Below are 26,773 nucleotides of genomic sequence, written 5' to 3'. Positions count from 1 at the left end.
GGCGCGGTGACACGCGCTTGTCTCGCTGTGCCAAGCGCACCGGCTTTGCGCAAGATCAACGTCGGTGGCTTGGCGTGCCACCATAAAGCCACTATTTCCGGGCTATAGGATGACCATGACCGCCGCTGTTTCCCTCTCTGCCCGCACCGATGCGCGTGATGCCCCCGCCGCTGCGCCCAAGCCAGTGCGGATCGCCGATGATATGGCGATGCTCCGCGCCGCCGCCGAACTGACGCGCGATCTCAATCCGCCCAAGCCCTGGGTGTATTGGACCGATCTGCTGCTGTCGTGCGCGCTGGGCTATGGTGCGCTGGCGGTGGCGATTGTGGGGAGCAACCTTTGGGTGATGGCGGCGGCCATCGTCGTGTCGATCCTGGCGCTGTATCGCGCGGGGAGCTTCATTCACGAACTGACCCACATCCGCCACGCCTCGGTGCCGTGGTTCCGCTTCGGCTGGAATGCGCTGGTCGGCGTGCCGCAGATGATCCCGTCGTTCATGTATGAAGGGGTCCACAGCCTGCACCATGCCCGCACCCGCTATGGCACGGCGGAAGACCCCGAATATCTGCCGCTCGCCTTAATGAAGCCCTGGAGCGTGCCCGTGTTCGTCGTCGTTGCCGCACTCGCGCCGATTGCGATGATCGTGCGCTTTGGGGTGTTGTCGCCCTTGGCCGTGGTGTTCCCTGGCGTGCGCGAGATGGTGGTGGCGCGCTATTCGGCCTTGTCGATCAACCCGTCGTTCCGCCGACGCGCGCCTGAGGGCGAGCTGGCGCGGCAATGGCGCTGGCAGGCAGCGGGCGCGAGTGTCTGGGCGATTGCTCTTGTGTCGCTGACGATTGCCGGCATCGTGCCGCTCAAGGCGTTCCTGATGTTCATCGGCGTCGCCTCGGGGGTGATGGTGATCAACCAGGTCCGCACGCTCGTTGCGCATTTGTGGGAGAATGAGGGCGAGGTGTTGACCCAGACGGCGCAATATCTCGACTCGGTCAACGTGCCGCCGCCGGGCGCGCTGCCACTGCTTTGGGCGCCGGTCGGCTTGCGCTACCATGCGCTCCACCATCTGTTGCCGGGCTTGCCCTATCATGCGCTGGCGGAAGCGCATCGGCGGCTGTCGGCGGACCTGGCGCCGGACTCGCCTTATCACCGCGCCAATTATCGCAGCCTGACGGGGCTGGTCGCGCGGCTGGTCAGCAATTCGGGCCGCGCAACGCCGGTCTGATCACTCTTCGGTGCGGATGAGCACGAGTTCGCCGATCAGCAGGAACAGCAGGAACGGCGCCCAAGCCGCCAGTAACGGCGGATAAGCGCCGAGATTGCCCATCGCCAGCGCGAAACTGTCGGCGACGAAATACGCGAAGCCCAACGCCATGCCGATCACCGCGCGGAGCAGCAGCCGGCCCGATCGTGCCAGGCCGAACGCCGCGACCGAGGCGAGCAGCGGCATCAGGATGCACGAAATCGGCGCGGCAAGCTTGTGCCACAACGAGCCTTCCAGTGCCTTGGTCGGGCGACCGGCATCGGCGAGATCGTGGATCGCCGCGCGCAGTTCGCCGAATGTCTCGCCATCGGCATCGACCGAGGCGAGCGTTACCTGATCGGGTCGCACGCCCGGTGCCACGATCCGCGACCCGATCCGCACCAGCCTGCTCGTGGCGATGTCAAACTGCGTGCCGCCCGGAATGCGCCAGCCGCCGCCCTCGTGAACGGCGCTGGGCGCAGTAATGATCGAGGCGAGCGTGCCATGCGCGCGGTAGAAGACGGTAACGTTGGTCAGCCGGGCCTTGTCGCCGCGGCCACGCACCTGCTCGACATTGACCAGATCGTCGCCGTCGCGGACCCAGACGTTGAGCCGATCGCCATGATCGACCGGCAGCGGACCGTATTCGACCTTCTTCCATTCATCGAGCGTCGCGGTCGCGGGCACCGCGACCAGCTCATTGAAGCCGAACGATACCGCCGCAACGATCATGCTTGCCGCGATCAACGGCGCGAGGACCTGATGCGCCGAAAGCCCCGCTGCCTTGAGGGCGATGACCTCGCTGTTATGGTTGAGCGTGCTCATCGTGAACAGCGCCGCGCCGAGCACCGAAAAGGGCAGGAATTGCTGGGCGATGCCCGGGGCGCGGAGCGAAATGTAGCGCCACACATCATCCTGGCCGTTGCCGGGATGCGCGAGGATGCGCCCCGATTCCGATAGTGCGTCAAGCGTCTGCAGCACCAGCACGAGCAGGACGATGATCGCGAATGTGCGCGTCAGCAGCATCCGCGCCATGTAGAGCGACACCGTGCGCGAGGGGAAAAAGCTTGCCTGCATCAGGCCAGTGCCTCCCGGCGCTTGGGCAGAATGCGGCGGAACAACTTGCCGAGCCGCGCCACCGCGCGCTCCAGCCCGCCGATCGGCTGACCGCCCGGCACGAACGCGATTGTCCGGAACATCCAGAGCACGATCGCGGCGAAAATCGCGAACGGGACCCAGAGCGCGAAGAACGGATCGATCTTGCCGAGCCCACCGACTGCCTGACCATATTCATTGATCTTATGGTAAGTCACGATCATCACAATCGCGAGGAAGATGCCCAGGCCCGAGGTCGACCTTTTGGGCGGCACGCCAAGCGCCAGCCCAAGCAGCGGCAGCAGAAACATCGTCGCGACTTCCGCCAAACGGAAGTGGAAAGCAGCGCGGCTGGAATAGCGCATTTCGGGCGTTGCGTTTTCGTCGCGGCCTATCCGGGCGAGCTGGGGCAAAGTGAGCTCGAGATTATTGCCGCCGCGGGCGCGGAAATTCTCATATTTGGGCAGCGGAATCGGCAAATCGTTCGAGCTGAAACGCAAGGTGCGTGGTGACGTGACCCCATGTTCGGTGCGGATCAACACGCCATTGGTGAGGCGGAAGATGATCTCGTCGGGATTGTCGGTCGCGAAGAACTGGCCGCGCTCGGCGGTGACCGACAGGCTGCCGCCCTTGCCGTCCGAGGAATGCACGAAGATGCCGCGCAGGTCGCGCCCTTCGTCGCGGCTCTGCTCGATGCGGACCGTCGCACCATTGGGGAAGCGGGTGAACTCGCCGACCTTGATCGAAGCGCCGAGCGCGCCGGTGCGCAGCTCGAAGCGCAGCCCTTCATAATAATAGCGCGCATAAGGCTGGACGAAGCCGACGATCGCGAGATTGATGAGCGCGAGCCCGAGCGCGAACATGTATGGTACGCGCAACAGCCGCACATAGCTGATGCCGACCGCGCGCATCACATCGAGCTCGGAATTGGTCGCCAGCCGCCGGAAAGCGAGCAGCACACCAAGCAACAGGCCGATGGGGATGCCGAGGCCGAGATATTCGGGCAGCAGATTGGCGAGCATCCGCCAAACGACGCTGACCGGCCCGCCTTCTTCGGCCACGAACTGCAGCAGGATGCGGATGCGGTCGAGCACCAGCAGCATCGCCGCGACCACCAGGTTTGCGATCAGCGGTACCGCGATCAGCCGGGCCATGTAGCGATCGATGGCAGTAAGGCGCAGCGGCATGGTCCGGGACTAGAAGCGCGGCGGGAGAGCGTGCCGTGCCGCGCGGCTATATCGCTGGCTTTGCGCAGGTGCCACGAAAATCTACGCGGCGACTCTGCGGGCGCGGTGCGCCGCCATGGCGTCATCGATGGCGCGCGCAAGGCCGGCAATAGTGAAGGGCTTGCGAAGGACAATATGGCCATCGAATTCGTGGCTGCCAGCGTCACCGGTAAAACCGGTGACGAACAGCACGGCGATATCGGGGAAGCGCGGGGTAAGCTCGGCGATGACCTCTGGGCCGGTCTTGCCGGGCATGCGCACGTCCGAGAGCACGAGATCGAGCCGCTCGGCCGCTTCGGCCATGGCGAGCGCGGCCAGCGGATCGCCGCAGGCAATCGGCCGATGACCCAACTCCTGCAGCGCCGCCAAGGTGGCGTTGAGGACGCGCGGATCATCCTCGACGACGAGGACGTCGTAGCCCGCCGTCTCGGCAGGTTCGGGCTGCGTGGGCAGGGTCACCACGTCGGGCGCGGGCGCTGAAGGCGCCTCGCCGCGATAGCGGGGGAGGTAGAGCGTGACGGTCGTGCCGACGCCCGGGGTCGATTCCATCGTGATCTCGCCGTCCGATTGGCGAACGAACGCGAAAATCTGGCTGAGGCCGAGGCCCGTGCCTTTGCCGATCGGCTTGGTCGTGAAAAACGGCTCGAACACGCGCTCGAGCACCTCCGGCGTCATGCCGCAGCCGGTGTCGGTAACGGCGACCGTCACATAATCGCCCGCAGCGCATTCGCCGATCGCATTGGCTTTCAGCGTGGCGCTGCCGGTTGCAAAGGTGAGCGTGCCGCGGCCTTCCATGGCGTCACGGGCATTGACGGCGAGGTTGAGCAGCGCGTTTTCGAGCTGGTGGCGGTCCGCCCAGATCAGCCAGTCGCCATTGCCGGCGCGGCGATCGACGACGATCGCGCCGCCCAGCGTGCGATCGAGCAAGTCGGACATGCCCGAGATAAGGTCGCTCGCATCGATCGCCTCGGGCAACAGCGCTTCGGCGCGCGAGAACGCCAGCAAGCGGCGGGTGAGCGCGATAGCGCGTTTGGCGCCTTCGGTCGCATTCTCGACATGGCGCGTCGCGGCATCTTTGTCGGTCAGCCGTCGTCGCGCCAGTTCCAAGCCGCCGAGAACAACCGCCAGCATATTATTGAAATCATGCGCAATGCCGCCAGTCAGTTGCCCGACCGCTTCCATCTTCTGGATTTGGCGGAGCTGCTCCACTGCGGCAGCGCGTTCGGCGGCTTCGTGGCGCAGTTCGGCGGTGGCGGCGGCGACGGCGCGCTCAAGCTCGTGCGATCGCTCGCGCTCGGCTTCGACCTCTGCGCGTGCCATGGCGCGTTGACCGAACGCCTGGATGGTCAGCCAGCCGAGCGCGATGGCGCCCAACACGATCGCCACGCCGAACCCGATCAGCACGCGCGCGACCTGGCTCTGGCTGTCGACCGAGTGCATCGCGTCGTTGGTTCGCGCGGCGAGCAGCGCGCGTTCGCGATCGATAATTTCCTCGAGCAGTTCGCGGATACGCGATAGCGATGGCGACTGCCGCGCCCGATAAAAGAGCGACAGCGCTTGCTGGTTTTTGGCGTAGCGCGTGCTGAGCGCAATGGTGGTCAATTCGTTGCTGCGTTCGGCATAAGCACGCCGCAGCGCGTCAATCTTGGCGGTTTGCGCCCGGTTGTCGACGGTAAGCTCACGCAATTGGTTGATCTGGTCGCTCGCCTGGCTCCATTGCTCGCTGTAGATTTGCCCCAACTGCTTATCGCCGCTGCCGCTGATCACGTAACGGCCGAGCGACGCCTCCGCTTCCGCCATCGTGGTGGCGAGGGTGCGGACGAGGATCATTACCTGGAAACTATGCGCTTGCAGGGCCAGGGCGCGGTCGCGCTGGCGGTTGGCTTCGTTGAGCGTCGCGACCAAGGCAACCAGCACTGCGATGCCGAGTATTGCCGTCAGCGCCAGCATGACCGAGCGCCACCCCGTTTCCCGGGCCGAAATAAACGGCGAAGGGTCGGTGTCGCTCATGTCGCGCTATCCCTAACGCGCCGACAACGCCAAGAAAAGCGCTGTATGTGCTAGCCGATTACCCTGGTCGCCTCACCGGCTGCCTGGAACATCGCCAGCACCTGGTCGATCTGCTCGGTGGTGTGCTCGGCGCAGAGCGAGCAGCGCAGCAGGAAGGTGCCGGCCGGCGTCGCGGGGGGCCGCGCCATGTTGACGTAGAGCCCTGCCCGGAGCAGCGCATCCCACATCGCGACGGCCTGTATTTGATCGTTGAGGATCACCGCAATGATCGCGGATTGCGGCGTGTCGGTGCCGAGCTTGAAGCCCATGGCTTTCAGCCCACCGTGCAGCCGCCGAGCATTCTCCCAAAGATGCGCGCGCTTGTTGTGGGCGTGCATCAGCTTGCGGATCGAGGTGGCGGCGGTGGCCACGACCGACGGCGGCAGCGAGGCGGTGAAGATATAGGGCCGACACGCCATGCGCACCGCTTCGAACTTCGGGTGGTTCGAGATGCAGAAGCCGCCAACCGTGCCGACCGACTTGGAGAAGGTGCCGATGATGAAATCGACCTGACCTTCGAGCCCCTGGTCTTCATAAACGCCGCGGCCATGGGCGCCGAAAAAGCCCATCGAATGCGCTTCGTCGACCAGCACCATCGCGCCATGCTTCTTCGCGATCGCGACCATCTCTTTCAGCGGGGCGATATCGCCGAGCATCGAATAGACGCCTTCGAGGACGACGAGCTTGCCGGCATTGGCGGGCAGGCGGCCCAAGCGCTTGTCCAGATCCTCGACCGAATTGTGGCGGAAGCGGACGATCTCGGCGTTGCCCATCGCGCAGCCATCATAGATGGACGCGTGGCTGTCGGCGTCGAGGATGACGTACTCGCCCTTGCCGGCGAGCGTCGCGATGATGCCGAGATTGGCCTGATAACCGGTCGAGAACACCATGGCCGATGAGGCGCCGTAGAACTCTTTCAGCGCCTCTTCCGCCTCAACATGGTCGCGGAAGGTGCCGTTGAGCATGCGGCTGCCATTGGTGCCGGAGCCGAACTTGTCGAGCGCTTCCTTGCCCGCCTGGATGACGTCGGGGTCGAAGGTCATGCCCATGTAATTGTACGTGCCGAGCAGGATCGTTTCCTTGCCGCGGATGATCGCGACGGTCGGCGATTTCACTTCGTCCATCACGATGCCGAACGGATCGCGCACGCCGCTGTCGATCAGCATCTGGCGCTCGGCGATCAGCGGGTCGAACTTGCTCAGCAAATCCTGCTCGGGCGCGACGAAGGGCGGGTCGAGCGGCAGCGCGTCGGCGGTGGCGAGGGCATCGGTCACTGGTTTACCCCTTGAGCTTCACGACCGCGTCGACCAGCTGGCCGACCGTTTCGATTTCCGCCTGCATGTTCATCGTGATGATGATGTCGAACTCGTCTTCGACATTGGCGACGAAATCGAGCACCGTCAGGCTGTCCCACTCCAGATCATGCTGAAAGGTAGTCGCATCAGTGAGCGCGACGCCTTTCTTGTTGAACGGCTGGATCAGCCCGGTCACGGTATCGTACGTCTCGGCGCGGTCGCTCATGTCAGTCCCTGTTGGTCGTCTTGCGGTGGCGTGGCAGGCAAATGCGGCGCCAATCCGGCGATTCTATAGCAGGCCATTCGCGCGATACCATGCCGCCGTCTGGGCAAGGCCCTCGCGGGTCGCGATGCGCGGTTGCCAAAGAGCAGGAGGCGGGGCCTTGTCGGGGTCGGATACCCAATCGGGGTGGCACATATAGCCGACGCGATCGGGGGTGAGTTTGGCGTGCTCGCCGCGGAACAGCCGGTCGGCAAGGGCGGCGAGCATCAGCAGCGGGCGGGGCAGGGCGAGAGCGAGCGGGCGGGTGCCGACGGCTTCGCCGATCGCGCGGGCGAGGAAATCGCGATGGCTCCAGCCGCCGGGCGTGCCGTCATCGGGTTCGAAGATGGTCGGTTCCGGCGGGCTTTCGGCGAGGGCGAGCAGCAGCCGGGCGAGATCGTCGACATGGATCACGGATATCCGTCCCGGCGGCGGCATCAGCGCGAGTCCCAGCTTGGCGGCGCGGAAGGTGTCGCGCATTTCCATGTCGCCGGGGCCATAGACGGCAGGCGGGCGGACGACGGTCCAATCGAGCGGGGTGGCGGTGACGAGCTTCTCGGCTTCGACTTTCGACCAGCCATAGTTGGAGAGTCCCGGCTCACGCGCGGCGAGCGAACTGACTAGGATAAAGCGCCGGATGCGTGCCGCACTTGCCGCGTCGATCATCGCCCGCGTTCCGTCAATATTGCCGCGCGAAAAGCCGTCGCGATCGGGCGCGTTGACGACGCCGGCGACGTGGATGACGGCATCGGCGCTGGTGACCAGCCCGGCGAGGGCGGGCGGCCCATCGAGCGCGCCTTCGATCCACCGCACGCCAGCGCGGTCAAGCTGCGGACGCCGGGTCAGCGCGGCGACTTCGTGCCCGGCGTCAACCGCGAGATCCACTAGCCTTTTGCCGACAAAACCGGTGCCGCCGGTGATCGCGAGCTTCACAGCAGCACCAGATGATCACGGTGGACGAGCGCCGAGCGCGGCGCGTAGCCCAGGATCGCGCCATGCTCGTCGCTGCGCTTGCCGAGCAGGCGCTGCGCGTCGATCGCGTCATATTCGCTCAAGCCGCGAGCGATCGGCCCGGCGGGCCCTTCGATCGTCACCGGATCGCCGCGGAAGAACACGCCCTGCACCGCGATAGCGCCGGCGGCGAGCAGGCTCTTGCCCTCGATCAGCGCGGCGGCGGCGCCGGCATCGACGATGATCGATCCGCGCGCGGTCAATCGCCCGGCAAGCCAGGCCTTGCGGGCGCGCGCGCGCTTTTCGGGCAGGAACAGCGTGTGGCGCGCCGATGTCAACGCCGATAGCGCCAGAGGCCGCTCGACCCGCCCCGAGGCAATCGCCAGCGCAACGCCCGCGCCGCACGCGATCTTCGCTGCCGCCAGCTTGGAGACCATGCCGCCCGAGCCCATCCCCGAGCCCGAGCCGCTATCCGCCATTGCCTCGATCGTCGCGTCGATGCGCTCGACCTCGGCAATATGCGTCGCGCCGGGCAGCGCCGGGTTGCGATCGTACAGGCCATCGACGTCTGACAGCAGCACCACGCCCTGCGCCGCCGCCGCCTGGCCGACCCGCGCCGCCAGCCGGTCATTGTCGCCGAAGCGGATTTCGGCGGTCGCGACCGAGTCATTCTCGTTGATGATCGGCACGACCTTCAGGCTCAATAGCCGATCGAGCGTTGCGCTGGCGTTGAGATAACGGCGGCGATCCTCGAGATCGTCGAGCGTCACCAGCATCTGCGCGGCGGTCAGGCCTTCCGCGCCGAGCAATGACGCCCAGGTCTGGCTGAGCGCGATCTGGCCGACGGCGGCGGCCGCCTGCGCATCCTCGAGGCTCGCGCGGCCACCTTTGGCCAGCGCCAGCCGCCGCGCGCCGAGCGCGATGGCGCCTGATGAGACGACCGCGATCTGCTGGCCTACCGCCATGCGATCGGCAATTTCGCCCACCAGCCCCGCCAGCCATTCGGTCCGCACCGAGCCCGCCTCATCGACGAGCAGCGCCGAGCCGACCTTGACGATCAGGCGCGGGCAAGTGGAGGGCGGGAACAGAACCATCAGCGATGGGCGTTAATCGCTATGCGCGCCCGCGCCAATGGCCCGCATCGTAGCGCGGCCCGAACACCAACTAGGCAGCATCTTTCTCGGGCTTGCCGATAAGCAGGATGATCAGGCGCGCTGGAACAGCGATCAGCAGCAAATTGGGGAGCCACCAGCTCAAGGTGCAATCGCCGCGCAGTGCCCAGAACGAAATCGCCATCAGGCCGGCGCAAAAGGCCAGCGCCAGCGACAGCAGGGCGACGTGTTTCCACAGCGCATTTCGCCGCCGTAAAAGCGCGACGCTGATCAGACCGAGCGTCGAGAACCCAAGGTCGAGCGGCGCGAACGACCAGTTCCACGCATCGATCACCGGATCGACATAGCCCTGGTACATCGCCGCCGGCGGCAGGTGGAGGATGCCGGCGCACGCCAGCGTCGCGATCGTCCAATAGAGCATCATGCCGCCATCCATCGCCAGCATGCTGGCGTGAAAGCCGCGCGGCGCGATCAGATCGGCGACCATTCGACCGGCACTTCGGGATCGTCGGGTGCAAAGGCGCTGGCGGCGGCGCTTGGCGCAATCGCGTCGAGCAGTCGGTCGAGCACAGCGGGGATGCCGTCGCCGCTCGCGCCGGAGAGCGGCATAATCTCGGCCTTGCTCGCGCGCTTCAGCTTGGTCGCGAGTTTCTTGACATCGGCTGGATCGAGCGCGTCGATCTTGTTGAGGCCGATGATCTCACGCTTGTCGGTCAGGCCCGCGCCATAGGCGTCGAGTTCTCCCCGCACGATCCGCCAGTTATCCACAGGGTTATCCGCGGTTGCATCCACAAGGTGGAGCAGCACCTGGCAGCGTTCGATATGGCCGAGGAAGCGGTCGCCAATACCGGCGCCTTCCGCCGCGCCCTCGATCAGCCCGGGGATGTCGGCGAGCACGAACTCACGGCCGCCATGCTTCACGACACCGAGCTGGGGACGCGTCGTGGTGAAGGGGTAATCGCCAACCTTGGCCTTGGCGTTGGTCGTCGCGTTGATGAAGGTCGATTTGCCGGCATTGGGCAGCCCGACTAATCCGGCGTCAGCGAGCAGCTTCAGTCGGAGCCACACCCAAGCTTCCTCGCCCGGCCAGCCGGTGCCGTGCTGTCGCGGCGCGCGGTTGGTGCTGGACTTGTAGCTCGCATTGCCGCGTCCGCCATCGCCGCCACGGAACAGCACGGCGCGATCGCCGGGCTTGGTGAAGTCGAGCAGCACTTGTTCCTTGTCTTCGGACAGCACCTGAGTGCCGACCGGCACTTTGATCAGCAGATCATCGCCGCCCGCGCCGGTGCGATTGGAGCCCGCGCCGCCCATGCCGCGCGGGGCACGGAAATGCTGGGTGTAGCGGAAATCGATCAGCGTATTGAGGCCCGCGACCGCTTCGAACACGATGTCGCCGCCCTTGCCGCCATTGCCGCCATCGGGCCCGCCATATTCGATGAATTTCTCACGCCGAAAGCTGACCGCGCCAGGCCCGCCGGCGCCCGAGCGCACGAAGATCTTCGCCTGATCGAGGAAATGCATGGCGCTATGCCCGCTCTTTGACCGCGCCGGCGGCCAGCTGCCGCGCCGCAAGCTCGCGCGCGGTGGTGGCGGGCAGGCCAAGCGCCTTGGCCATTGGGCGGCCAAGCAGCGCGTCGCCGAGTGCGGTCAGCACCAGGCTGAGTGTCAGCTCGTGGATCGACACATCGGGGTTCTGATGGTCTTCGGACAAGCGATCGACAAGATTGTGAATTGCTTCGAGGATCGGGTCGAGCGCATCCTCATTGCCCGAAAGGATCATCCAGCTCGCCAGCGCGCCGGCACCGCCGCGCCCGAAGGCATCGAAGGTGAGGTCGACGATCTCGTGCGGGTCCTGATCGGTCGAGCGCGCTTTCACCACCGCCGGTTCGATGGTGTGAACGATCGACTCCGCCATGCGCGCGATCAGCGCTTTCTGCAGCCCTTCCGCCGAGCCGAAATGGTGAAGCAGATTGGCGTGCGTCCGCCCGATCCGCGCCGCCACTGCCTTCAGCGTAACGGCTTGCGGGCCATGCTCGACCAGCAGGGCGCGGGCAGCTTCAAGCGCGGCATCGCGGGATTCATCGGGACTGAGGCGCTTGCGAACGGGCGGCACTGTGTATTCGATAACCTTGATCAGCGCGCGAAGCTCAGCGCGCGGCATTCTGTTGCGAGGAATCGGCTGCAAAAGCAACCGGACACGCCGGTCCGGTTGCTCATCGGGGGATCAAGCGGCGTGGCGACAGTCTGCGTCGGTCGGCGTTTGCGCTTCTGCCAGCAAGTCGATCGCCAGGGGCACGCTCGGGCGTTCATCGCCGCTCGCCAGGCAAAAGCGCGACACCGGTTCGCCGCTCGGCCGGAAGCCAAGCTTGCACAGCACGCGCGCGCTGGCGGGATTGTCGACGAAATGGCTCGAGCGGAGTTCGCGAAGCCCCATCGCATGCCGCGCTATGCCCAGCATCGCGCGCCCAGCTTCGGTCGCATAGCCGCGCCCCCAGGCGGACGGCGTCAACCAATAGCCGAACTCATGGCCATCGCCTTCTGGGTGGATGCCGATCACGCCGATCAGGCGCGGCCGTGCGGCGCCTTCATGCGCCAAAACCGCGAGCGTCGCTTCGCCCGGTTGCGGCGCGCGGCCAAGCCAGGCGCGCGCGTCGTCCAGGCGATAGGGCCAGGGCACGCGGGCGAGCTTGTAGACGACCGCCTCATGAGCGATCGCCTGGGTGATTGCCTCGGCGTCCTCCATCCATAGCGGGCGCAGCGTCAACCGTTGCGTTCGGGCGAACATCGCAGTCTCTCCTCGTTGGCGCGTGCTGTCGCGTTGGCACGTCTGGATGACGGAAACGCGACAGAACTGATTGAGGGAGCAAAAGAAAAAAGGGAGGCGGGCTGACCCGTCTCCCTTGTGCGATCGTCCGGTTTGTGCCGGACCCTTCGGGTCGCCCGCTGGGCAACCCGGCTGGCTGCCCGATGTTATTCGGCCGCGATTGCCATCGCGTCGACCGAACAGAAGGTTCGGCCGAGTTTGCCCGAATGGAAGGTCACGCGACCGTCGACGAGCGCGAACAGCGTGTGATCCTTGCCAAGCCCGACATTGCGGCCCGGATAGAATTTGGTGCCGCGCTGGCGCACCAGAATGTTGCCGGCGACGACTTCCTGCCCGCCGAACTTCTTCACGCCCAGGCGACGGCCTGCCGAATCGCGACCGTTGCGCGAGGAGCCGCCTGCTTTCTTATGTGCCATTGTCTCTTCCTCGAAATCTGGTTGCAGTTCAGGCCTGGGCGGCCTCGGCGGGGGCGGTTTCCGCCTCCACGGGCGCGGCATCGGCCTTCTTGGCCTTGGCCTTCTTCTCAGCCGCGCCAATCGCGACGATCTTCAGGATCGTGTGCTGCTGGCGGTGGCCGTTCTTGCGGCGATAATTGTGGCGGCGGCGCTTCTTGAAGATAATGACCTTCTCGCCCTTCGCCTGCGCGACGATCTCGGCCGCCACGGTCAGGCCGGCAACGGGCTTCAGCTCGCTGCCTTCGCCGGCGAGCAGCACGTCGCCGAGCGTTACGGCTTCGCCGGCCTCGCCATCGATCTTCTCGACAACGATCTTGTCTCCTGCGGCAACGCGATATTGCTTGCCGCCCGTGCGCACGACTGCGAACATGGCTTTTATCACTCTTTCAAACGATAACCCCGCGCTCGGCAATTACCGGCGCGGGAAAGTCCGGCCAGCTAGGCGAAGCGCGCGTGCCTGTCAACCGGGATTGCGCTGCTTTGCACAGGGATGGCCTTAGTGGCGGTGCTCGCGGCGCAGTAGATAGCGGCCATCGGCATAATCGCTGAACAGCCCGTCGATCGCCGGATGCTCGATCGGTTCTTCGCTGTCGTCATGCACCAGATTCTGCTGGCTGACATAGGCCACATAGCTCGACTCGGCATTCTGCGCGAGCAGGTGGTAAAAGGGCTGGTCCTTGCGCGGGCGCACCTCGGCCGGGATCGCTGCATACCATTCCTCGCTGTTGGCGAAGACCGGGTCGACGTCGAAAATCACGCCGCGAAAGTCGAAATGGCGGTGCCGCACGACATCGCCGATCGCGAATTGGGCATGTGCGACGGGCGGCGGGGCGGGGGTGTCGTTCCCGGCGGAACCGGGTTGCAGGGCTTTGCTCATGGACCAAATCTAATGGCATTGTCGCCGCTGACAAGCGGGTGCTTGTGCGGGCAAGGCCTTTGAGCTAGAGGCGCGCGCTCGACCGCCGCCCGCAGCCTTTGCCGGGCGCGATCCTCGACCAAGCGGAGAGGTGCCAGAGTGGTCGATTGGGACGGTCTCGAAAACCGTTGTGCCTTCACGGGTACCGTGGGTTCGAATCCCACCCTCTCCGCCACCGATCACCGTTATGTTTGATAACCATTTCACGGGGCTCCGCTACGCATCGCGGTATGGACATTGCGTCGATTTTGATCTAGAAGTTTCAGGAAATACTGAAACCCGTGAAGAGATCGTGACATGGCTGATCTCCCGACCCTGGTGCAGCGTTTCGTGCTCCATTTCGGCGAAATGGGCAGCCGCTGGGGCGTCAATCGCACCGTCGGGCAGATTTATGCGCTGCTCTATCTCTCGGATCGCCCGCTGATCGCCGACGAGATTGCCGAGGCGCTGGGCATGTCGCGCTCCAACGTGAGCATGGGGTTGAAGGAGCTCGAAGCGTGGCGGCTGATCCGCAAGCGCCACATGCCGGGCGATCGCCGCGACTATATCGAGACGCCCGATGATCTCTGGCAAATCCTGCGCATCCTCGCCGAAGAACGCCGCAAGCGCGAGGTTGACCCGACATTGTCACTGTTGCGCGACATCATCCTCGAAACGCCGGCATCGCCCGAGGAAAAGCATGCTCAGGCGAAGATGCGCGAGATGCACGACCTGATCGACTTGCTGACCGGCTGGGCGGATGACGTGCAGAAGCTCGACAACCAGAGCCTGATGCGGCTGCTGTCGCTCGGGCGCGGCGTGGTCAATGTGCTGGAGTTCAAGGGCAAGGTTGCGTCGCTCGGTGGGCGCCGGCGCGCGAAGGATGCAGGAGGAGCGGCATGATGGACGCGGTCACCCTGGCGCGCGCGCAATTCGCGTTCACCGTCTCGTTCCACTTCATTTTCCCCGCTTTCTCGATCGGGCTGGCGAGCTATCTGATGGTGCTCGAAGGAATGTGGCTGCGGACGGGGCGCGGCGTTTACGCCAATCTCTATCGCTACTGGCTCAAGATCTTCGCGGTCGCGTTCGGCATGGGCGTCGTGTCGGGGCTGGTGATGTCGTACCAGTTCGGCACCAACTGGTCGGTCTTCTCGACCAAGGCCGGCCCGGTGATCGGGCCGCTGATGGCGTATGAAGTGTTGACGGCGTTCTTCCTGGAAGCGGGCTTCCTGGGCGTGATGCTGTTCGGCATCTCGAAGGTGGGCCGCGGATTGCACTTCTTTGCGACGTGCATGGTCGCACTGGGCACGCTGGTGTCGGCGACGTGGATCATCGCGGTCAACAGCTGGATGCAGACGCCGGTGGGCTTCGCGATCAACGCCAAGGGGCAATTCGTACCGGCGGCATCGTGGCTGACGATCATCTTCAACCCAAGCTTTCCCTATCGCCTGATCCACACGGTGATCGGCGCCTATCTGACCACTTCGCTGGTGGTGGGCGCGGTGGGCGCGTGGCATCTGCTCCAGGATCGCAAGAACCCAGGCGCGCGCAAGATGTTCTCGATGGCGATGTGGATGGCCGCGCTCGTCGCGCCGATCCAAATTCTTGCCGGCGATGCGCATGGGCTCAATACGCTTGAGCACCAGCCCGCCAAGGTGCTCGCAATGGAGGGTGATTATCACCCCAGCCCCAATGGTGCGCCGCTGGTGCTGTTCGGCCTGCCAAGCGACCAGGAGGCGCGCGTTAAGGGCGAAATCGCCATTCCGCAGATGGGCTCGCTGATCCTCAAGCACGATCCTAAAGCGCCATTGCCGGGGCTCACCGATTATCCGCGCGAGAAATGGCCGCCCGTGGCGATCGTATTCTGGTCGTTCCGGATCATGGTCGGGCTGGGCTTTGCGATGCTCGGGCTGGGGCTGTGGAGCCTGCTCGCCCGATCGCGTGGGAAGCTTTACGACTGGCTGTGGCTGCATCGCGCCGCTGTCGTGATGGGACCATCGGGCTTTGTTGCGGTGCTGGCGGGATGGACGACCACCGAAGTCGGTCGCCAACCCTACACCGTCTATGGGTTGCTGGAGACGGCGCAGTCGCACTCGCCGCTTGGCGCGCCGGCGGTTGCCGCATCCCTGGTCGCCTTCGTGCTCGTCTACTTCTTCGCGTTCGGGGCGGGGACCTGGTATCTGCTGCGTCTGATGGCGAAGCCGCCCGAAGCCGGTGAGCCCGAGCCGCCGCACCAGCCGCAGCGCGCGGCAGGGATTACGCCGGCGCCTGGCCTGGGCGCGGTGCTGGCGCCGGCGGAGTAAAGCGGATGAGCATCGATCTCACCATCGTCTGGGCCGTCATCATCGGCTTTGCGGTGTTCGCTTATGTCGTGATGGACGGCTTTGATCTCGGCATCGGCATCCTGTTTCCATTGTTTGGGGTGGGCGAGGAGCGCGATCAGGCGATCAACTCGATCGCGCCGGTATGGGACGGCAACGAGACCTGGCTGGTGATGGGCGGCGGCGGCCTCCTCGCGGCGTTTCCGCTCGCTTATGCGATCATCCTGCCCGCGACCTACCCGCTGATGATCGCGATGCTGCTCGGGCTGGTGCTGCGGGGCGTGGCGTTCGAGTTCCGCTGGCGCGATCCCAATCACCGGCCGCTATGGGATGTGGCGTTCACATTGGGCTCGACCGTGGCGGCGCTGGCGCAGGGGATAACGCTGGGCGCGATCCTGCAAGGGATCAAGGTCGTCGATGATGCCTATGCCGGCGGCTGGCTCGACTGGCTGAGCCCGTTCAGCCTGCTGACTGGCGTGTCAGTCGTTGCCGGTTATGCGCTGCTCGGCGCGACCTGGCTCAACTGGAAAACGGAAGGCTCGGCGCAGTACAAGGCCCGGCGCTGGGCGCTGTGGCTCGGGCTTGCCACGCTGGTGATGCTGGCGGCGGTCAGTGCGGCGACGCCGTTTCTGGCGTTCGATTATTGGCGCCGCTGGTTCGCCTTTCCGGGCATCTTGCTGACCGCACAGGTGCCGCTGCTCGTAGCGCTGGTTGCGGTCGCGTTTTTCTTCAGCCTGCGCCGCGAAGGCGAGCGCCTGCCGTTCGTGCTCGCGCTGGCGCTGTTCCTGCTCGGCTATCTCGGGCTGGGGATCAGCATCTACCCCTATGTCGTGCCGCGATCGGTGACGATCTGGGACGCTGCCGCCCCGCCGCAGAGCCAGCTGTTCATGCTCGTCGGCGCGCTCATCATCCTGCCGGTGATCCTCACCTATACCGCCTGGGCCTATTGGGTGTTTCGCGGCAAGGTGGGCACGCAGGGATATCATTGATGGCGGCGGCGCCCCTCTGGCAGCGGCTGCTGTGGATGGTCGGCATCTGGGCGGCGAGCGTGTTGGCGCTTGGGGTTGTCGCTGCGATCGTCAGGCTGGGACTGCGCACCTGAACTCGTAAGCTCGCCAAAGCGCTACGTCTGGTCAGGTGCCAACGCGGCTGTTAGGCCGCGGTGCAATGCTTGAGAGCGCCGCGCCAATATCATTACCCCATCTCGCCACACCCGAGCTGTCGCTCGTCGTGCCGAGCTATAACGAGCGCGCCAACATCGCGCCGCTGGTCGCGGCCGTCGGCGCGGCGTTGGGCGATATTGCTTGGGAAATCCTGATTGTCGACGATGACAGCCCGGATCGCACCTGGGAGGAAGTCGGCCGTATCGCGATGACCGATCCGCGCGTGCGCTGCCTGCGGCGTGTCGGCCGTCGCGGCCTGGCCTCTGCCGTGATCGAAGGCGCAATGGCGGCGAACGGCGCGGTGATCGCGGTGATGGATGCCGACTTTCAGCATGACGAAACCATTCTGCCCGCCATGTACGCCGCCATCGCCGCGGGCGCCGATGTTGCAGTCGGCACGCGCTATGCGCTGGGCGGTGGCACCGGGGAGTGGGACGAGCGACGGGTGCGCATGAGCAGTTTTGCTACCCGCATCGCCCGCGCATTGATCGGCAATCGTACGACCGATCCGATGAGCGGCTTCTTCATGGCGCGGCGTGACGTGTTCGCCGCCTCGATCTACAATCTGTCGAACCAGGGCTTCAAAATCCTGCTCGATCTGCTGGCGTCCTATCCCGGCAAGCTCAAGGTCGTCGATGTCCCCTACACCTTCCGCAATCGCCGCGCGGGGGACAGCAAGATCAGCCCGATGGTGATTGCCGAATTCGCGTTCCTGCTGATCGAGAAGCTGAGCCGTGGCCTTGTCTCGCCGCGCTTCGTGCTGTTCGCGCTGGTTGGCGGCCTCGGCCTGATCGTCCACCTGCTGGTGCTCTCGGCCTTGATCGGGCTCAAGCTCAATTTTCTGCCGGCACAAGTCGCGGCGCTGCTCGTCGCGATCGTGTTCAATTATGCCGTCAACAACGAGTTCACGTATCGAGATCGCCGGCTGACGGGCATGGATTTTGTCGGCGGCCTGGTCGTGTTCGCCATCATCTGTTCGATCGGCGCAATCGCCAACATCGGCGTCGCCAATCTCGCGGTTGAGGAGCATGCCAGCTGGTCGATCGCGGGTGTCGCCGGCGCGGTGATGAGCGCGGTGTTCAACTTCGGCGGCACCAGCAGCCTGGTCTGGGGGCGGCGGCGCTGGCGCAGCGCGAGCTAGGCGGTGGGCGGCGTGCCCGGCAGGATGACCGTCACGCGCAAGCCACCCAGCGGCGAAACGCCCGCTTCGATGCGACCGTGATGCGCCTCGACGATCGCTTGCGCAGTCGCCAGTCCCAGGCCTGAGCTGGTGCCCGTTTCGCCGGTGGCGTGCGCCGTGCGATAAAAGGGCTCGAAAAGGCGCTGCGCCAAGTCGACATCCACGCCAGGGGCGCTGTCGTCGATAATCAGCCGCCACGCATTGCGGCTGCCTTCCAGGCCCAGCGAGATCTCGCCGCCCCGGGGCGTGTAATGCAGGCTGTTATCGATCAGCGCGGTGAACAACTGTTCGATACGCGGACCATCCCATTTCACGATGATCGTCGATGTCGGCAGCGCCGCCGTCGTCAGGTGTACGCCGGCAGCCTCGGCGCGGCGACGGTTGGCCCACATCGCATTGTGGATGAGCGCGCACGGATCGACCGGCCCGAAGGTGACCGGCAACCGGCCGAGATCAGCCAGCGCGACGGCGTGAAGATCGTCGGCCATTTCGACCAGCCGCTGCACGTCATCGCTGATCGTCAGCAATTCGGCCTGCGAAATGTCGGTGCCGCGCTCATGCAATTCGGCGAGCCGATCGCACACCGTCCGCACCGGCGCCTGCAATTCCTGCGCGATGCCGACGAGGAAGCTCCGCCGCGCGGTTTCGACGCGATCGAACGAGCGCGCGATCCGGCCCAGATTGCGCATGGTGAGCGCGGTCTCGATCGGGCCGGACTCGGTGAAATCGGCGTTAAAATTGCCATCCGCGACTTGCACGCTTGCCGCATAGAGCCGCCGCTGCGGCCTCGTCCATTGCGCCGCAATAAAGCGGGTGAAGACCAGCGACAGCACCAGCGCAATGCCCAGCGTCGCGCCGATGATCACGATCATGGCGCGCAGGAATTCCATGCCGGCGGGCGTATCGCTTTGTGCGGGGAGATACAGGCCAAGCAGGTAAAGCACCGCCGAAATCAGCAGGGCAGCCGCGCCCGACAGGATCAGCAGCGAAATCGCCGCCAGCAGCATGTACAAGCTGCCGAACACCCGCACGATATTTCTCCCCATACCCGAGCGCGCAAACAAGCACCGCGCAGCGCTCAACGATGCTCTCTAAAGCGCCAAACTGGCCGAAACAATCAACCTTCGCGCTGGACAGCGCTGTCCCCGGGCGGGACGGCGTCGGCAAGCGCTGCGAGCACGCGCGGCGCCCAGGCCGGCTGGCAGATCAGCAAGTCAGGCAGGAACGGGTCCTCGCAATTATAGCTGAGCGCGCTGCCGTCGATCCGCGAGGCGTGCAGGCCCGCCGCGAGCGCAACAGCGGCGGGCGCGCAATTGTCCCACTCATATTGGCCGCCATCATGAAGATAGATGTCGGCGAGGCCCTCGACCACCGCCATGGCTTTTACGCCGGCGGACCCCATCGCGATCAATTCCGCGTCGAGTTCTTCTGCCACCCGCGCCACGATTGCCGGTGCACGGCTGCGGCTGACGACGATGCGCGGGCGCGCGGTGCGGCATTGGGGCAAGCGCGGCGGGTCGTCCGTCGCAAAGACCTTGCCCTGTGCGGGGAGCGCGACAGCGCCGACGCTGGGCACGCCATTGATCGCTAGCCCGATATGCACGGCCCACTCGTCGATGCCGCTCGCATATTCGCGCGTGCCGTCGAGCGGATCGACGATCCAGACGCGGCGCGCGGCACATCGCCGGCGATCGTCCTTGGCTTCTTCGGACAGGATGAAATCGTCGGGCCGTGCCGCGCGCAAGCGATCGATGATGAGGTTATTGGCTTCGCGATCGCCCCGATCGCCGCGCTCGCCAGCCGCGCAGCCCGAGGCAAGAATGTCCCGCAACAGCGTCCCCGCCTCAGCGGCGATTGCCCGGGCAAGTTCGGCGTCGGTCAAAGATTGTAGCTCCACACGCCGACGATATGCTCGACGATCCGATTGGCGGCATCTTCGGCGCTTTCGAGCGTGGTGTCGATGTGGAATTCGGGATTGACCGGTCGCTCATAGGGGCTGGTGATGCCGGTGAAGCTCGCGATTTCGCCAGCCCGCGCCTTGCGATACAGGCCCTTCACATCGCGCGCTTCGGCAATCTCGATCGGCGTATCGACGAAAATCTCGACGAAATCACCCGGTGGCAACATCGCGCGCACCATCTCGCGCTCAGCGCGGAACGGCGAGATGAAGGCGGTGAGCACGATCAGGCCGGCATCGGTCATCAGCTTGGCGACTTCGCCCACGCGGCGGATATTCTCGACGCGGTCGGCATCGCTGAAACCGAGATCCTTGTTGAGGCCGTGGCGGATATTGTCGCCATCGAGCAGGAAGCTGTGCCGGCCCATCGCATAGAGCTTCTGCTCGACAAGGTTGGCGATCGTCGATTTGCCCGAGCCCGACAGGCCGGTGAACCACAGCACTTTGGCTTGCTGGCCCTTTTGCCGGGCATGCGCGTCGCGGCTGACATCGGTCGCTTGCCAATGGACATTCTGGGCACGACGCAGCGCGTTGCGGATCATGCCCGCAGCGACGGTGGCGTTCGATTGCCGGTCGATCAGGGTGAAGCCGCCCAGCGCCGGATCGTCGGCATAGGGTTCGAAGACCACCGGGCGATCGGTGTAGAGTTCGACCAGACCGATATCGTTGAGCTCGAGCGTGCGCGCCGGCATCCGTTGCAGCGTGTTGACATCGATCGCGTACTCGGGTGGCTTGACGCTGGCGCCGACCGTCTGCGTGCCAAGCTTGAGCAAATAGGAACGATTGGGCAGCAGCGGCGCGTCGGCCATCCACACCAGCATTGCCGCGAATTGATCGGAGGATTGGGGTGGGGAGGCGGCCGCCGCAATCACATCGCCGCGCGCGCAATCGACTTCGTCGGCGAGCGTCAGCGTGACCGACTGGCCTGCAACCGCCTCGTGCAAATCGCCGTCCATCGTCACGATCCGGGCGACATCGGTCAGTCGCCCCGATGGCAGGATGCGGACCTTGTCGCCGGGACGAACGGTGCCGCTGGTGATCAGCCCGGCAAACCCCCGGAAATCGAGATTGGGCCGGTTCACCCATTGCACCGCCATGCGGAACGGCCCGTCGGCCCGCGCGGTCGTGGCAACCTCGACGCTTTCGAGATGTTCGATCAGGCTCGGCCCGGTGTACCACGGCATAGCCGATGATCGCGCCGCGACATTATCGCCTTTGAAGCCCGACAACGGGATCGCCGTGAAGCGATCGATGCCAATTTCGCGGGCGAACGCGGCATAATCGGCGACGATCTCGTCGAACGTGTCCTGCGCGTAATTGACCAGGTCCATCTTGTTCACCGCCAGCACGACATGGCGAATGCCGATCAGCTTGACGAGGTAGCTGTGCCGCCGCGTCTGGGTGAGCACGCCCTTGCGCGCATCGATGAGGATGACGGCGAGGTCGGCGGTCGACGCGCCGGTCACCATGTTGCGGGTATATTGCTCGTGCCCCGGCGTATCGGCGACGATGAATTTGCGCTTTTCTGTCGCGAAGAAGCGATAAGCGACGTCGATGGTGATGCCCTGTTCGCGTTCGGCGGCGAGGCCGTCGACGAGCAGCGCGAAATCGATCTCCTGCCCCTGTGTACCGGCGCGTCTCGAGTCGGCTTCGAGCGCGGCGAGTTGATCTTCGAAGATCATCTTCGAGTCGTAGAGAAGGCGCCCGATCAGCGTCGATTTACCGTCGTCGACCGACCCGCAGGTGATAAAGCGCAGCAGCGATTTCTGCTGATGAAGGGCAAGGTACGCGTCGATATCAGCGGCGACCAGCGCGTCGGGGCGGTAGGTGGTCATGCGCTAATCCCGTCATCCCAGCGAAAGCTGGGATCGCTTGCTGCCAGCGCAACCCGTCGCCCCAGCGAAAGCTGGGGCCGCATGCCAATTCGCGATGCCTGTTGCCGCAAGCGATCCAAGCGTTCGCTGGGATGACGAGTGAGGCAGCTGCCCATCAAAAATACCCCTCGCGCTTCTTTTTCTCCATGCTCGCCGCCTGATCATGGTCGATCGCGCGACCTTGGCGTTCGGAGGTGGTCGTCAGCAGCGTTTCCTGGATCACTTCGCTCAACGTCGTCGCCCGGCTTTCGACGCCGCCGGTGAGCGGATAGCAGCCGAGCGTGCGGAAGCGCACCCAGCGTTCGACAGGCTGCTCGCCGGGCTCGAACCGAAAACGATCGTCATCGACCATCAGGATCAGCCCGTCGCGCTCGACCGTCGGGCGCGGCGCGGCGAAATAGAGCGGCACGATCTCGATCCCCTCGGCCATGATATATTGCCAGATGTCGAGCTCGGTCCAGTTGGAGATCGGGAAGACGCGGATGCTCTCGCCCTTGTTCTTGCGGGTGTTGTAGTGGTTCCACAGCTCGGGGCGCTGCTGGCGCGGGTCCCACTGATGATTGGCCGAGCGGAAGCTGAAGACGCGCTCCTTGGCGCGGCTTTTCTCCTCGTCGCGCCGCGCGCCACCGAACGCGACATCGAAGCCGTGCTGGTCGAGCGCCTGCTTCAAACCCTGCGTCTTCCACATATCGGTGTGGAGCGGACCATGGTCGAACGGGTTGATGCCCTGCGCCTTTGCCTCGGGGTTCTGGTGGACGATCAACTCCATGCCCGCTTCCAGCGCGGCTTTCTCGCGAAGCTTGTACATCGCCTGGAATTTCCAGGTCGTGTCGACATGGAGCAGCGGGAAGGGCGGCGGCGCGGGATAAAAGGCCTTGCGCGCCAGATGCAGCATCACCGCCGAATCCTTGCCGACCGAATAGAGCATCACCGGGCGCTCGGCCTCCGCCACCACTTCGCGCAGGATGTGGATGCTTTCGGCTTCGAGTCGTTGCAGGTGCGTGAGGGCGACCGTCATTGTCGCGTCACATAATGCGCGCGCGCGACGTTGCCATCAACTTATCCTGTGACAGGGCGAAGCGGGAATAGTCGCTTTCACGGCCCCGCGCGCTCGCGCTCGAGCGAATCGAGGATGCGCGCGCCGGCCATGAACACCGCGACCGGCGTAAGGCAGAACAGCATCTTGCCGCCAATGCCGGGATATTGGTGGAGATAATGGACACCGCGCTCGACTGCGCCGGTGCCGAGGCCATAAATGACCAGAAACGCCTCGAACTTGGACTTGATGATGAACAGCTTGGCGAGATTGCGGATCATGACCAGGAATTAAGCAAGCCACGGGCCAATCGCGGAAACGCGTGGTTTCGTCTTAACAAACAAGGTTAAGTGTCAATTAACCCGACAAGATCGAGCGCGGTGAGCAAGGCGCGGCGCGCGCCTTCGATCTGGGTAATGAGCGCAGGGTCGCCGATCTGGTCCGAATGGATCGCCTCGGGCCAATGCGCTTCGACGATCCCGGCGAGGCGATCGAGCTTGCCATGGTCGACCAGGAAGCGCGGGTCGATTGTCGCAGGGTCGGCAACGACGCGCAGCCGCAGGCAGGCCGGCCCGCCGCCATTCGACATCGATTCTCGCACGTCGACGACTTCCAGCCTGCGGATCGGGCCATTGCCGGCAACCAGCCCCTGCAACCAGTGCCAGACGGTAGTGTTGGCTCGGGCTTCTTCGGGCAAGACTAGCGCCATGGTGCCATCGGGCAAGGTCACCAGTTGCGCGTTGAAGAGATAGGATTGGATCGCGTCCGCGAGGCTGACTGCCGATTCCGGTACTTCGATGATCTCGACCTCGGGCAGCAGCCCGCGCACGTCAGCGTAGAAGCGGTCCTTGTCGGCAAAGGCGCGCTCGTGCGCGAGCAACACGCGTTCGTTGGCGACGGCGACGACGTCGTTGTGAAAGGCCCCGGCGGCGATCGCTTCTTCCGATTGCTCGACAAACAGCGTGCGCGCCGGATCGAGTCGGTGTGCGCGTGCGACAGCTTCGCTGGCACGGCGGTGCTGCCGCGCCGGGAAAGCGCCGCCGCTGACGCCATAAACGAATATTTCGACCCCCGGCTCGCCATGCCTGGCGCAGAGCCGCATGTGATTGGCAGCGCCCTCATCGCCGAACGGCGCGGGGACCGGTTCGTGGACCGCAAAGGCAGCGTTAGCGAACGCGACGCGCAACTGCGCCAGCGTGCCCGGCCATTCGTGGCTGCGATGCGGCATCGTGCCGAGATTGGCGACGGAGAGGTGGCAGCTGCCGTCGGTAGTATCGGGCGCGGGCGAAACGGTCGCGGCATTGGCTGCCCACATTGCCGAGGCAGAGAGCGCCTGCGCCTGCAGCACCCGGTCAGCGTCGGTGTAATTCAGGTGTAACCGCTCCAGCCAGCGATGATCGGGCCTTGCGTGCGGCAGCAGGATGCCTTGCGTCAGCCCCAGCGCGATGTTCGCTCGCATCTTGGCGATGCCCTGCAGCGCCGCAGCGCGCGGGTGCGAGGTCTGGCCGGCATGGTTGGTCGCGGCCAGATTGCCCGGGCTCAGACCCGCATAATTATGGCTGGGCCCGATCAGACCGTCGAAATTGATCTCAATGAGACGATCAGAAGCGGCCGACATGCCACACCTCGTCATCCGGTCCGACGCCAAGCGCCTTAGCGGTAGCGGCGTCGATGGCGACGCCTTGGCCTTCGACCGGCCGCAGCTTGCCGAACGCCGCGCGGAAATCGCCCAGCCGTCCGGCGGCGAACAGTGCATCGCTGCCGCCATCGCTATCGACCGAGACGATGCGGTCGCGCCGCGCCTGCGCCACTGATCGCACCTCGTCAACGCGCGCGGTCATCGTCGGGCCGCCGTCGAAAATGTCGATATAATTGTCGAAGCGAAAGCCTTCGGTCTCAAGCATCCGCATCGCGGCGCGACCCGATGGATGTGGCTTGCCGATCGCGGCGCGCGCGCTTTCCGACAGCATCGCGGTGTAGATCGGGTGCTTGGGGAACAGATCGGCGATGAATTGATGGCCATGAACGGCGTTGAACTGGTCGGCATCCTGGAAATCCATGCCGAAAAAACGCCCGGCGAGGCCATCCCAGAAGGGCGATCCACCGCTCTCATCGATAATCCCGCGCAGCTCCGCCAGGATGCGATCGGCAAAGCGCGCACGGTGCATCGCGATGAACAGATAGCGGCTGCGCGCGAGCAGCATGCCCAAGCCCCCGGCGCGCTCGCCGGGGTGGAGGAACAGGCCACCGACTTCGCTCGATCCCTCGAGATCGGTGGTCAGCGAAAGCATCTCGGCGCGGAAGGTGCGATCGAGCACCTGGCTGTGCTGAGTCAGCACGCCCATGCGATAGCTGTAGAAGGGGTGGCGCTGGCCGACCTGGGTGAAAATCTGGCAAGTACCGCGCACCTCACCGGTCTCGGCATTCTCCAAGATCAGCACGAACAGCTCGTCGGTCACGCCCTCGCCATCGCGTGCAAAGGCGTCGCGGCACCGATCGAGCTTGGCCTCGAGCGCGCGGCGATCGGCAGGGAGGTTGGTGAAGCCCCCGCCGGTCAGCTTGGCCATTTCATAGAGATGCTGCAGATCGCTGTCGCGCGCGGCGCGGATGCGGAAGGTCATAGCCCGCCCTTCTCGGCGATACGCAGAATGGTAACGGCCGACAGCGCGGCTCGCTCGGCGAGGCTTTCGGGAATCAGGAATTCGTCCGCCGAGTGGATCGCGCCGCCGCGCGCACCCATCGTGTCGACCACGGGAATGCCGCAGGCGGCGATGTTATTGCCGTCGCACACGCCGCCGGTGTCGCGCCAGCCAATGGCAAGGCCGAGGTCAGCGCCGGCTTGTTTGACGAGATCGAATAATTTGGCGGCGCCGGCATCGATCGGCTTGGGCGGGCGGTTGAAGGTGCCGTGGCGGTGGATCGAGACGTCGTGCTCGGCAGCAACGGTGGCGATGGCGGCGTTGATCGCCGCATCGGCGCGAGCAATGGCCTCGGGCGATTTCGGGCGAAAGTTGACGCGCAACACGGCGAGATCGGGAACGATATTGTTCGGGCCACCGCCATCGATCCGCGCCGGATTGACCGACAGATCAGGGCCGATTAGCGCGGCGAGGCGCAATGCGAGGTCGGCGACAGCGACGATGGCATTGCGCCCATCCTCGGGATTGCGGCCGGCATGCGCGGCGCGACCGTGGATAACGATCGAGAAATTGCCGGTGCCGCCACGCGCGCCGGCGAGCGTGCCATCGGGCAGGGCGGGTTCGTAGGTGAGCGCTGCGGTGCGCCCTAGTGCCGCCTCGGCGATCAGCGCGGATGACGAGAGCGAACCCGTCTCTTCATCCGAATTGAGAATCACGCGATAGCCCAAGCGCGGGGCGAGCGGCGTCGCCTCAACAGCCTTGAGCGCGGCAAGCATCACGGCGATGCCCCCCTTCATGTCCGCCGCGCCGGGCGCATTGAGATGGCCATTGTCGAGCCAGCGGGCGGTCTGGAACGGGTGATCCGCCGCGAACACGGTGTCCATGTGCCCGGTCAGGAGCAATTGTATCGGCGCATCGGGCCGCACCGTGAGGCTGAGATGATCGCCATGCGCGAGCGGCTCGACGTGCCCCGCGCTCGTAACGGTGTCGACCGGAGCCGCCGGGACAAGCGCGATCTCACCCGGCAACGCCCCGAACGCATCGGCGAGCAACCGCGCCATCGTCGCCAGCCCGGCAAGATTGCGCGTGCCGCTGTTGACCGCGACCCAGGTAAGCACCTGATCGAGCATTGCACTGCCATCGATTCCGGCAATCGCGTCGCGCTCGATGGTCGAAAGATTGGTCATGGCGTCGCCCTAGCC

At 65.1% G+C, this 26,773-nt stretch carries 28 protein-coding genes and 1 tRNA gene; 7 read left to right on the top strand and 22 right to left on the bottom strand.

Going from position 1 to position 26,773, the window contains the following annotated elements:
- The first annotated feature begins 115 nt into the window (after positions 1–115).
- Positions 116–1,219 carry a fatty acid desaturase family protein gene (locus ACLB0R_RS16005; protein WP_416644340.1) on the top strand — a complete coding sequence of 368 codons (1,104 nt, stop codon included), beginning with the start codon at positions 116–118 and terminating at the stop codon, positions 1,217–1,219.
- On the opposite strand, the gene lptG is transcribed toward ACLB0R_RS16005, so the two are convergent.
- From lptG to hspQ, 14 genes are all read right to left on the bottom strand, one after another.
- Entirely contained in the window at positions 1,220–2,314 is a 1,095-nt protein-coding gene (gene lptG / locus ACLB0R_RS16000) for an LPS export ABC transporter permease LptG (RefSeq protein ID WP_416644339.1), read from the bottom strand. It lies immediately after the preceding gene.
- Complete coding sequence (gene lptF / locus ACLB0R_RS15995) at positions 2,314–3,486, bottom strand: LPS export ABC transporter permease LptF (RefSeq protein ID WP_416644380.1); 1,173 nt, start codon at positions 3,484–3,486, stop codon at positions 2,314–2,316. Before lptF ends, lptG begins: the two co-directional genes overlap by 1 nt.
- Positions 3,487–3,600: 114 nt before the next feature.
- On the bottom strand, positions 3,601–5,568 hold the full coding sequence (locus tag ACLB0R_RS15990) for an ATP-binding protein (protein ID WP_416644338.1): 1,968 nt from the start codon (positions 5,566–5,568) through the stop codon (positions 3,601–3,603).
- 50 nt (positions 5,569–5,618) lie between these two features.
- On the bottom strand, positions 5,619–6,881 hold the full coding sequence (gene spt, locus ACLB0R_RS15985) for a serine palmitoyltransferase (RefSeq protein WP_416644337.1): 1,263 nt from the start codon (positions 6,879–6,881) through the stop codon (positions 5,619–5,621).
- Between the two features lie 4 nt (positions 6,882–6,885).
- On the bottom strand, positions 6,886–7,128 hold the full coding sequence (locus ACLB0R_RS15980; RefSeq protein WP_416644336.1) for an acyl carrier protein: 243 nt from the start codon (positions 7,126–7,128) through the stop codon (positions 6,886–6,888).
- Between the two features lie 63 nt (positions 7,129–7,191).
- Entirely contained in the window at positions 7,192–8,097 is a 906-nt protein-coding gene (locus tag ACLB0R_RS15975) for an NAD-dependent epimerase/dehydratase family protein (RefSeq protein ID WP_416644335.1), read from the bottom strand.
- Positions 8,094–9,209 carry a glutamate 5-kinase gene (gene proB, locus ACLB0R_RS15970; RefSeq protein ID WP_416644334.1) on the bottom strand — a complete coding sequence of 372 codons (1,116 nt, stop codon included), beginning with the start codon at positions 9,207–9,209 and terminating at the stop codon, positions 8,094–8,096. Before proB ends, ACLB0R_RS15975 begins: the two co-directional genes overlap by 4 nt.
- Positions 9,210–9,279: 70 nt before the next feature.
- Positions 9,280–9,714 carry a DUF5360 family protein gene (locus tag ACLB0R_RS15965; RefSeq protein WP_416644333.1) on the bottom strand — a complete coding sequence of 145 codons (435 nt, stop codon included), beginning with the start codon at positions 9,712–9,714 and terminating at the stop codon, positions 9,280–9,282.
- Entirely contained in the window at positions 9,699–10,748 is a 1,050-nt protein-coding gene (obgE, locus tag ACLB0R_RS15960; RefSeq protein WP_416644332.1) for a GTPase ObgE, read from the bottom strand. The genes ACLB0R_RS15965 and obgE overlap by 16 nt, the downstream gene beginning before the upstream one ends.
- 4 nt (positions 10,749–10,752) lie before the next feature.
- Positions 10,753–11,388: a TetR/AcrR family transcriptional regulator gene (locus ACLB0R_RS15955; protein WP_416644331.1), complete on the bottom strand. Its 636-nt coding sequence runs from the start codon at positions 11,386–11,388 to the stop codon at positions 10,753–10,755.
- Between the two features lie 63 nt (positions 11,389–11,451).
- Positions 11,452–12,012, bottom strand: coding sequence for a GNAT family N-acetyltransferase (locus tag ACLB0R_RS15950; protein ID WP_416644330.1), 561 nt, complete (start codon positions 12,010–12,012; stop codon positions 11,452–11,454).
- A gap of 185 nt (positions 12,013–12,197) precedes the next feature.
- Positions 12,198–12,467 carry a 50S ribosomal protein L27 gene (gene rpmA / locus ACLB0R_RS15945; RefSeq protein WP_416644329.1) on the bottom strand — a complete coding sequence of 90 codons (270 nt, stop codon included), beginning with the start codon at positions 12,465–12,467 and terminating at the stop codon, positions 12,198–12,200.
- A 28-nt stretch (positions 12,468–12,495) separates the two neighbouring features.
- Entirely contained in the window at positions 12,496–12,876 is a 381-nt protein-coding gene (gene rplU / locus ACLB0R_RS15940; protein WP_416644328.1) for a 50S ribosomal protein L21, read from the bottom strand.
- Between the two features lie 126 nt (positions 12,877–13,002).
- On the bottom strand, positions 13,003–13,383 hold the full coding sequence (hspQ, locus tag ACLB0R_RS15935; RefSeq protein WP_416644327.1) for a heat shock protein HspQ: 381 nt from the start codon (positions 13,381–13,383) through the stop codon (positions 13,003–13,005).
- A 124-nt stretch (positions 13,384–13,507) separates the two neighbouring features.
- Between hspQ and ACLB0R_RS15930 the strand changes: the two genes are divergently transcribed.
- The 6 genes from ACLB0R_RS15930 (at position 13,508) to ACLB0R_RS15905 (ending at position 18,026) form a co-directional block, all read left to right on the top strand.
- Positions 13,508–13,597: transfer RNA gene (locus tag ACLB0R_RS15930), tRNA-Ser, on the top strand.
- 122 nt (positions 13,598–13,719) lie between these two features.
- Positions 13,720–14,304 carry a GbsR/MarR family transcriptional regulator gene (locus ACLB0R_RS15925; protein ID WP_416644326.1) on the top strand — a complete coding sequence of 195 codons (585 nt, stop codon included), beginning with the start codon at positions 13,720–13,722 and terminating at the stop codon, positions 14,302–14,304.
- Positions 14,304–15,704: a cytochrome ubiquinol oxidase subunit I gene (locus ACLB0R_RS15920; protein ID WP_416644325.1), complete on the top strand. Its 1,401-nt coding sequence runs from the start codon at positions 14,304–14,306 to the stop codon at positions 15,702–15,704. The genes ACLB0R_RS15925 and ACLB0R_RS15920 overlap by 1 nt, the downstream gene beginning before the upstream one ends.
- Positions 15,705–15,709: 5 nt before the next feature.
- Positions 15,710–16,711, top strand: coding sequence for a cytochrome d ubiquinol oxidase subunit II (gene cydB / locus ACLB0R_RS15915; protein WP_416644324.1), 1,002 nt, complete (start codon positions 15,710–15,712; stop codon positions 16,709–16,711).
- The gene (locus ACLB0R_RS15910; RefSeq protein ID WP_416644323.1) at positions 16,711–16,824 is read left to right on the top strand and encodes a DUF2474 domain-containing protein; all 114 of its coding nucleotides are present in this window, start codon (positions 16,711–16,713) and stop codon (positions 16,822–16,824) included. The genes cydB and ACLB0R_RS15910 overlap by 1 nt, the downstream gene beginning before the upstream one ends.
- A 65-nt stretch (positions 16,825–16,889) precedes the next feature.
- The gene (locus ACLB0R_RS15905; protein WP_416644322.1) at positions 16,890–18,026 is read left to right on the top strand and encodes a glycosyltransferase; all 1,137 of its coding nucleotides are present in this window, start codon (positions 16,890–16,892) and stop codon (positions 18,024–18,026) included.
- Here the strand turns inward: ACLB0R_RS15905 and ACLB0R_RS15900 are convergent.
- From ACLB0R_RS15900 to ACLB0R_RS15865, 8 genes are all read right to left on the bottom strand, one after another.
- Positions 18,023–19,111: an ATP-binding protein gene (locus ACLB0R_RS15900; RefSeq protein WP_416644321.1), complete on the bottom strand. Its 1,089-nt coding sequence runs from the start codon at positions 19,109–19,111 to the stop codon at positions 18,023–18,025. The two genes, ACLB0R_RS15905 and ACLB0R_RS15900, sit on opposite strands and share 4 nt — an antisense overlap.
- A 71-nt stretch (positions 19,112–19,182) precedes the next feature.
- A complete protein-coding gene (locus ACLB0R_RS15895; RefSeq protein WP_416644320.1) occupies positions 19,183–19,947 on the bottom strand; it encodes a 3'(2'),5'-bisphosphate nucleotidase CysQ in 765 nt (254 codons plus the stop codon).
- Positions 19,944–21,857: a sulfate adenylyltransferase subunit CysN gene (gene cysN, locus ACLB0R_RS15890; RefSeq protein ID WP_416644319.1), complete on the bottom strand. Its 1,914-nt coding sequence runs from the start codon at positions 21,855–21,857 to the stop codon at positions 19,944–19,946. Before cysN ends, ACLB0R_RS15895 begins: the two co-directional genes overlap by 4 nt.
- A 154-nt stretch (positions 21,858–22,011) precedes the next feature.
- The gene (gene cysD, locus ACLB0R_RS15885) at positions 22,012–22,914 is read right to left on the bottom strand and encodes a sulfate adenylyltransferase subunit CysD (protein WP_416644318.1); all 903 of its coding nucleotides are present in this window, start codon (positions 22,912–22,914) and stop codon (positions 22,012–22,014) included.
- A 77-nt stretch (positions 22,915–22,991) separates the two neighbouring features.
- Positions 22,992–23,213: a hypothetical protein gene (locus ACLB0R_RS15880; protein ID WP_416644317.1), complete on the bottom strand. Its 222-nt coding sequence runs from the start codon at positions 23,211–23,213 to the stop codon at positions 22,992–22,994.
- Positions 23,214–23,278: 65 nt separating this feature from the next.
- On the bottom strand, positions 23,279–24,550 hold the full coding sequence (locus ACLB0R_RS15875) for an N-succinylarginine dihydrolase (RefSeq protein WP_416644316.1): 1,272 nt from the start codon (positions 24,548–24,550) through the stop codon (positions 23,279–23,281).
- Positions 24,534–25,553 carry an arginine N-succinyltransferase gene (locus ACLB0R_RS15870; RefSeq protein ID WP_416644315.1) on the bottom strand — a complete coding sequence of 340 codons (1,020 nt, stop codon included), beginning with the start codon at positions 25,551–25,553 and terminating at the stop codon, positions 24,534–24,536. The genes ACLB0R_RS15875 and ACLB0R_RS15870 overlap by 17 nt, the downstream gene beginning before the upstream one ends.
- The gene (locus ACLB0R_RS15865; protein ID WP_416644314.1) at positions 25,550–26,758 is read right to left on the bottom strand and encodes a hydrolase; all 1,209 of its coding nucleotides are present in this window, start codon (positions 26,756–26,758) and stop codon (positions 25,550–25,552) included. The genes ACLB0R_RS15870 and ACLB0R_RS15865 overlap by 4 nt, the downstream gene beginning before the upstream one ends.
- Positions 26,759–26,773 lie beyond the last annotated feature (15 nt).

Origin of the sequence: Sphingomonas sp. GlSt437, from assembly GCF_048015635.2 — a bacterium.
Classification (GTDB): Bacteria; Pseudomonadota; Alphaproteobacteria; order Sphingomonadales; family Sphingomonadaceae; genus Sphingomonas.
The sequence above is the reverse complement of the archived record's forward strand: the minus strand, read 5'-3'. Positions and strand labels throughout refer to the sequence as shown.

Coding starts and splice junctions, on each gene's coding strand:
- ACLB0R_RS15980 (WP_416644336.1), bottom strand. CDS start 7,128: ATGAGCGACCGCGCCGAGACGTACGATACCGTGACCGGGCTGATCCAG.
- lptG (WP_416644339.1), bottom strand. CDS start 2,314: ATGCAGGCAAGCTTTTTCCCCTCGCGCACGGTGTCGCTCTACATGGCG.
- ACLB0R_RS15870 (WP_416644315.1), bottom strand. CDS start 25,553: ATGACCTTCCGCATCCGCGCCGCGCGCGACAGCGATCTGCAGCATCTC.
- ACLB0R_RS15880 (WP_416644317.1), bottom strand. CDS start 23,213: ATGATCCGCAATCTCGCCAAGCTGTTCATCATCAAGTCCAAGTTCGAG.
- ACLB0R_RS15990 (WP_416644338.1), bottom strand. CDS start 5,568: ATGAGCGACACCGACCCTTCGCCGTTTATTTCGGCCCGGGAAACGGGG.
- ACLB0R_RS15875 (WP_416644316.1), bottom strand. CDS start 24,550: ATGTCGGCCGCTTCTGATCGTCTCATTGAGATCAATTTCGACGGTCTG.
- proB (WP_416644334.1), bottom strand. CDS start 9,209: ATGGTTCTGTTCCCGCCCTCCACTTGCCCGCGCCTGATCGTCAAGGTC.
- ACLB0R_RS15865 (WP_416644314.1), bottom strand. CDS start 26,758: ATGACCAATCTTTCGACCATCGAGCGCGACGCGATTGCCGGAATCGAT.
- ACLB0R_RS15920 (WP_416644325.1), top strand. CDS start 14,304: ATGGACGCGGTCACCCTGGCGCGCGCGCAATTCGCGTTCACCGTCTCG.
- cydB (WP_416644324.1), top strand. CDS start 15,710: ATGAGCATCGATCTCACCATCGTCTGGGCCGTCATCATCGGCTTTGCG.
- ACLB0R_RS15950 (WP_416644330.1), bottom strand. CDS start 12,012: ATGTTCGCCCGAACGCAACGGTTGACGCTGCGCCCGCTATGGATGGAG.
- hspQ (WP_416644327.1), bottom strand. CDS start 13,383: ATGAGCAAAGCCCTGCAACCCGGTTCCGCCGGGAACGACACCCCCGCC.
- lptF (WP_416644380.1), bottom strand. CDS start 3,486: ATGGCCCGGCTGATCGCGGTACCGCTGATCGCAAACCTGGTGGTCGCG.
- rplU (WP_416644328.1), bottom strand. CDS start 12,876: ATGTTCGCAGTCGTGCGCACGGGCGGCAAGCAATATCGCGTTGCCGCA.
- ACLB0R_RS15900 (WP_416644321.1), bottom strand. CDS start 19,111: ATGGGGAGAAATATCGTGCGGGTGTTCGGCAGCTTGTACATGCTGCTG.
- ACLB0R_RS15905 (WP_416644322.1), top strand. CDS start 16,890: ATGCTTGAGAGCGCCGCGCCAATATCATTACCCCATCTCGCCACACCC.
- ACLB0R_RS15955 (WP_416644331.1), bottom strand. CDS start 11,388: ATGCCGCGCGCTGAGCTTCGCGCGCTGATCAAGGTTATCGAATACACA.
- cysN (WP_416644319.1), bottom strand. CDS start 21,857: ATGACCACCTACCGCCCCGACGCGCTGGTCGCCGCTGATATCGACGCG.
- ACLB0R_RS15910 (WP_416644323.1), top strand. CDS start 16,711: ATGGCGGCGGCGCCCCTCTGGCAGCGGCTGCTGTGGATGGTCGGCATC.
- ACLB0R_RS15925 (WP_416644326.1), top strand. CDS start 13,720: ATGGCTGATCTCCCGACCCTGGTGCAGCGTTTCGTGCTCCATTTCGGC.
- rpmA (WP_416644329.1), bottom strand. CDS start 12,467: ATGGCACATAAGAAAGCAGGCGGCTCCTCGCGCAACGGTCGCGATTCG.
- cysD (WP_416644318.1), bottom strand. CDS start 22,914: ATGACGGTCGCCCTCACGCACCTGCAACGACTCGAAGCCGAAAGCATC.
- ACLB0R_RS16005 (WP_416644340.1), top strand. CDS start 116: ATGACCGCCGCTGTTTCCCTCTCTGCCCGCACCGATGCGCGTGATGCC.
- obgE (WP_416644332.1), bottom strand. CDS start 10,748: ATGCATTTCCTCGATCAGGCGAAGATCTTCGTGCGCTCGGGCGCCGGC.
- ACLB0R_RS15965 (WP_416644333.1), bottom strand. CDS start 9,714: ATGGTCGCCGATCTGATCGCGCCGCGCGGCTTTCACGCCAGCATGCTG.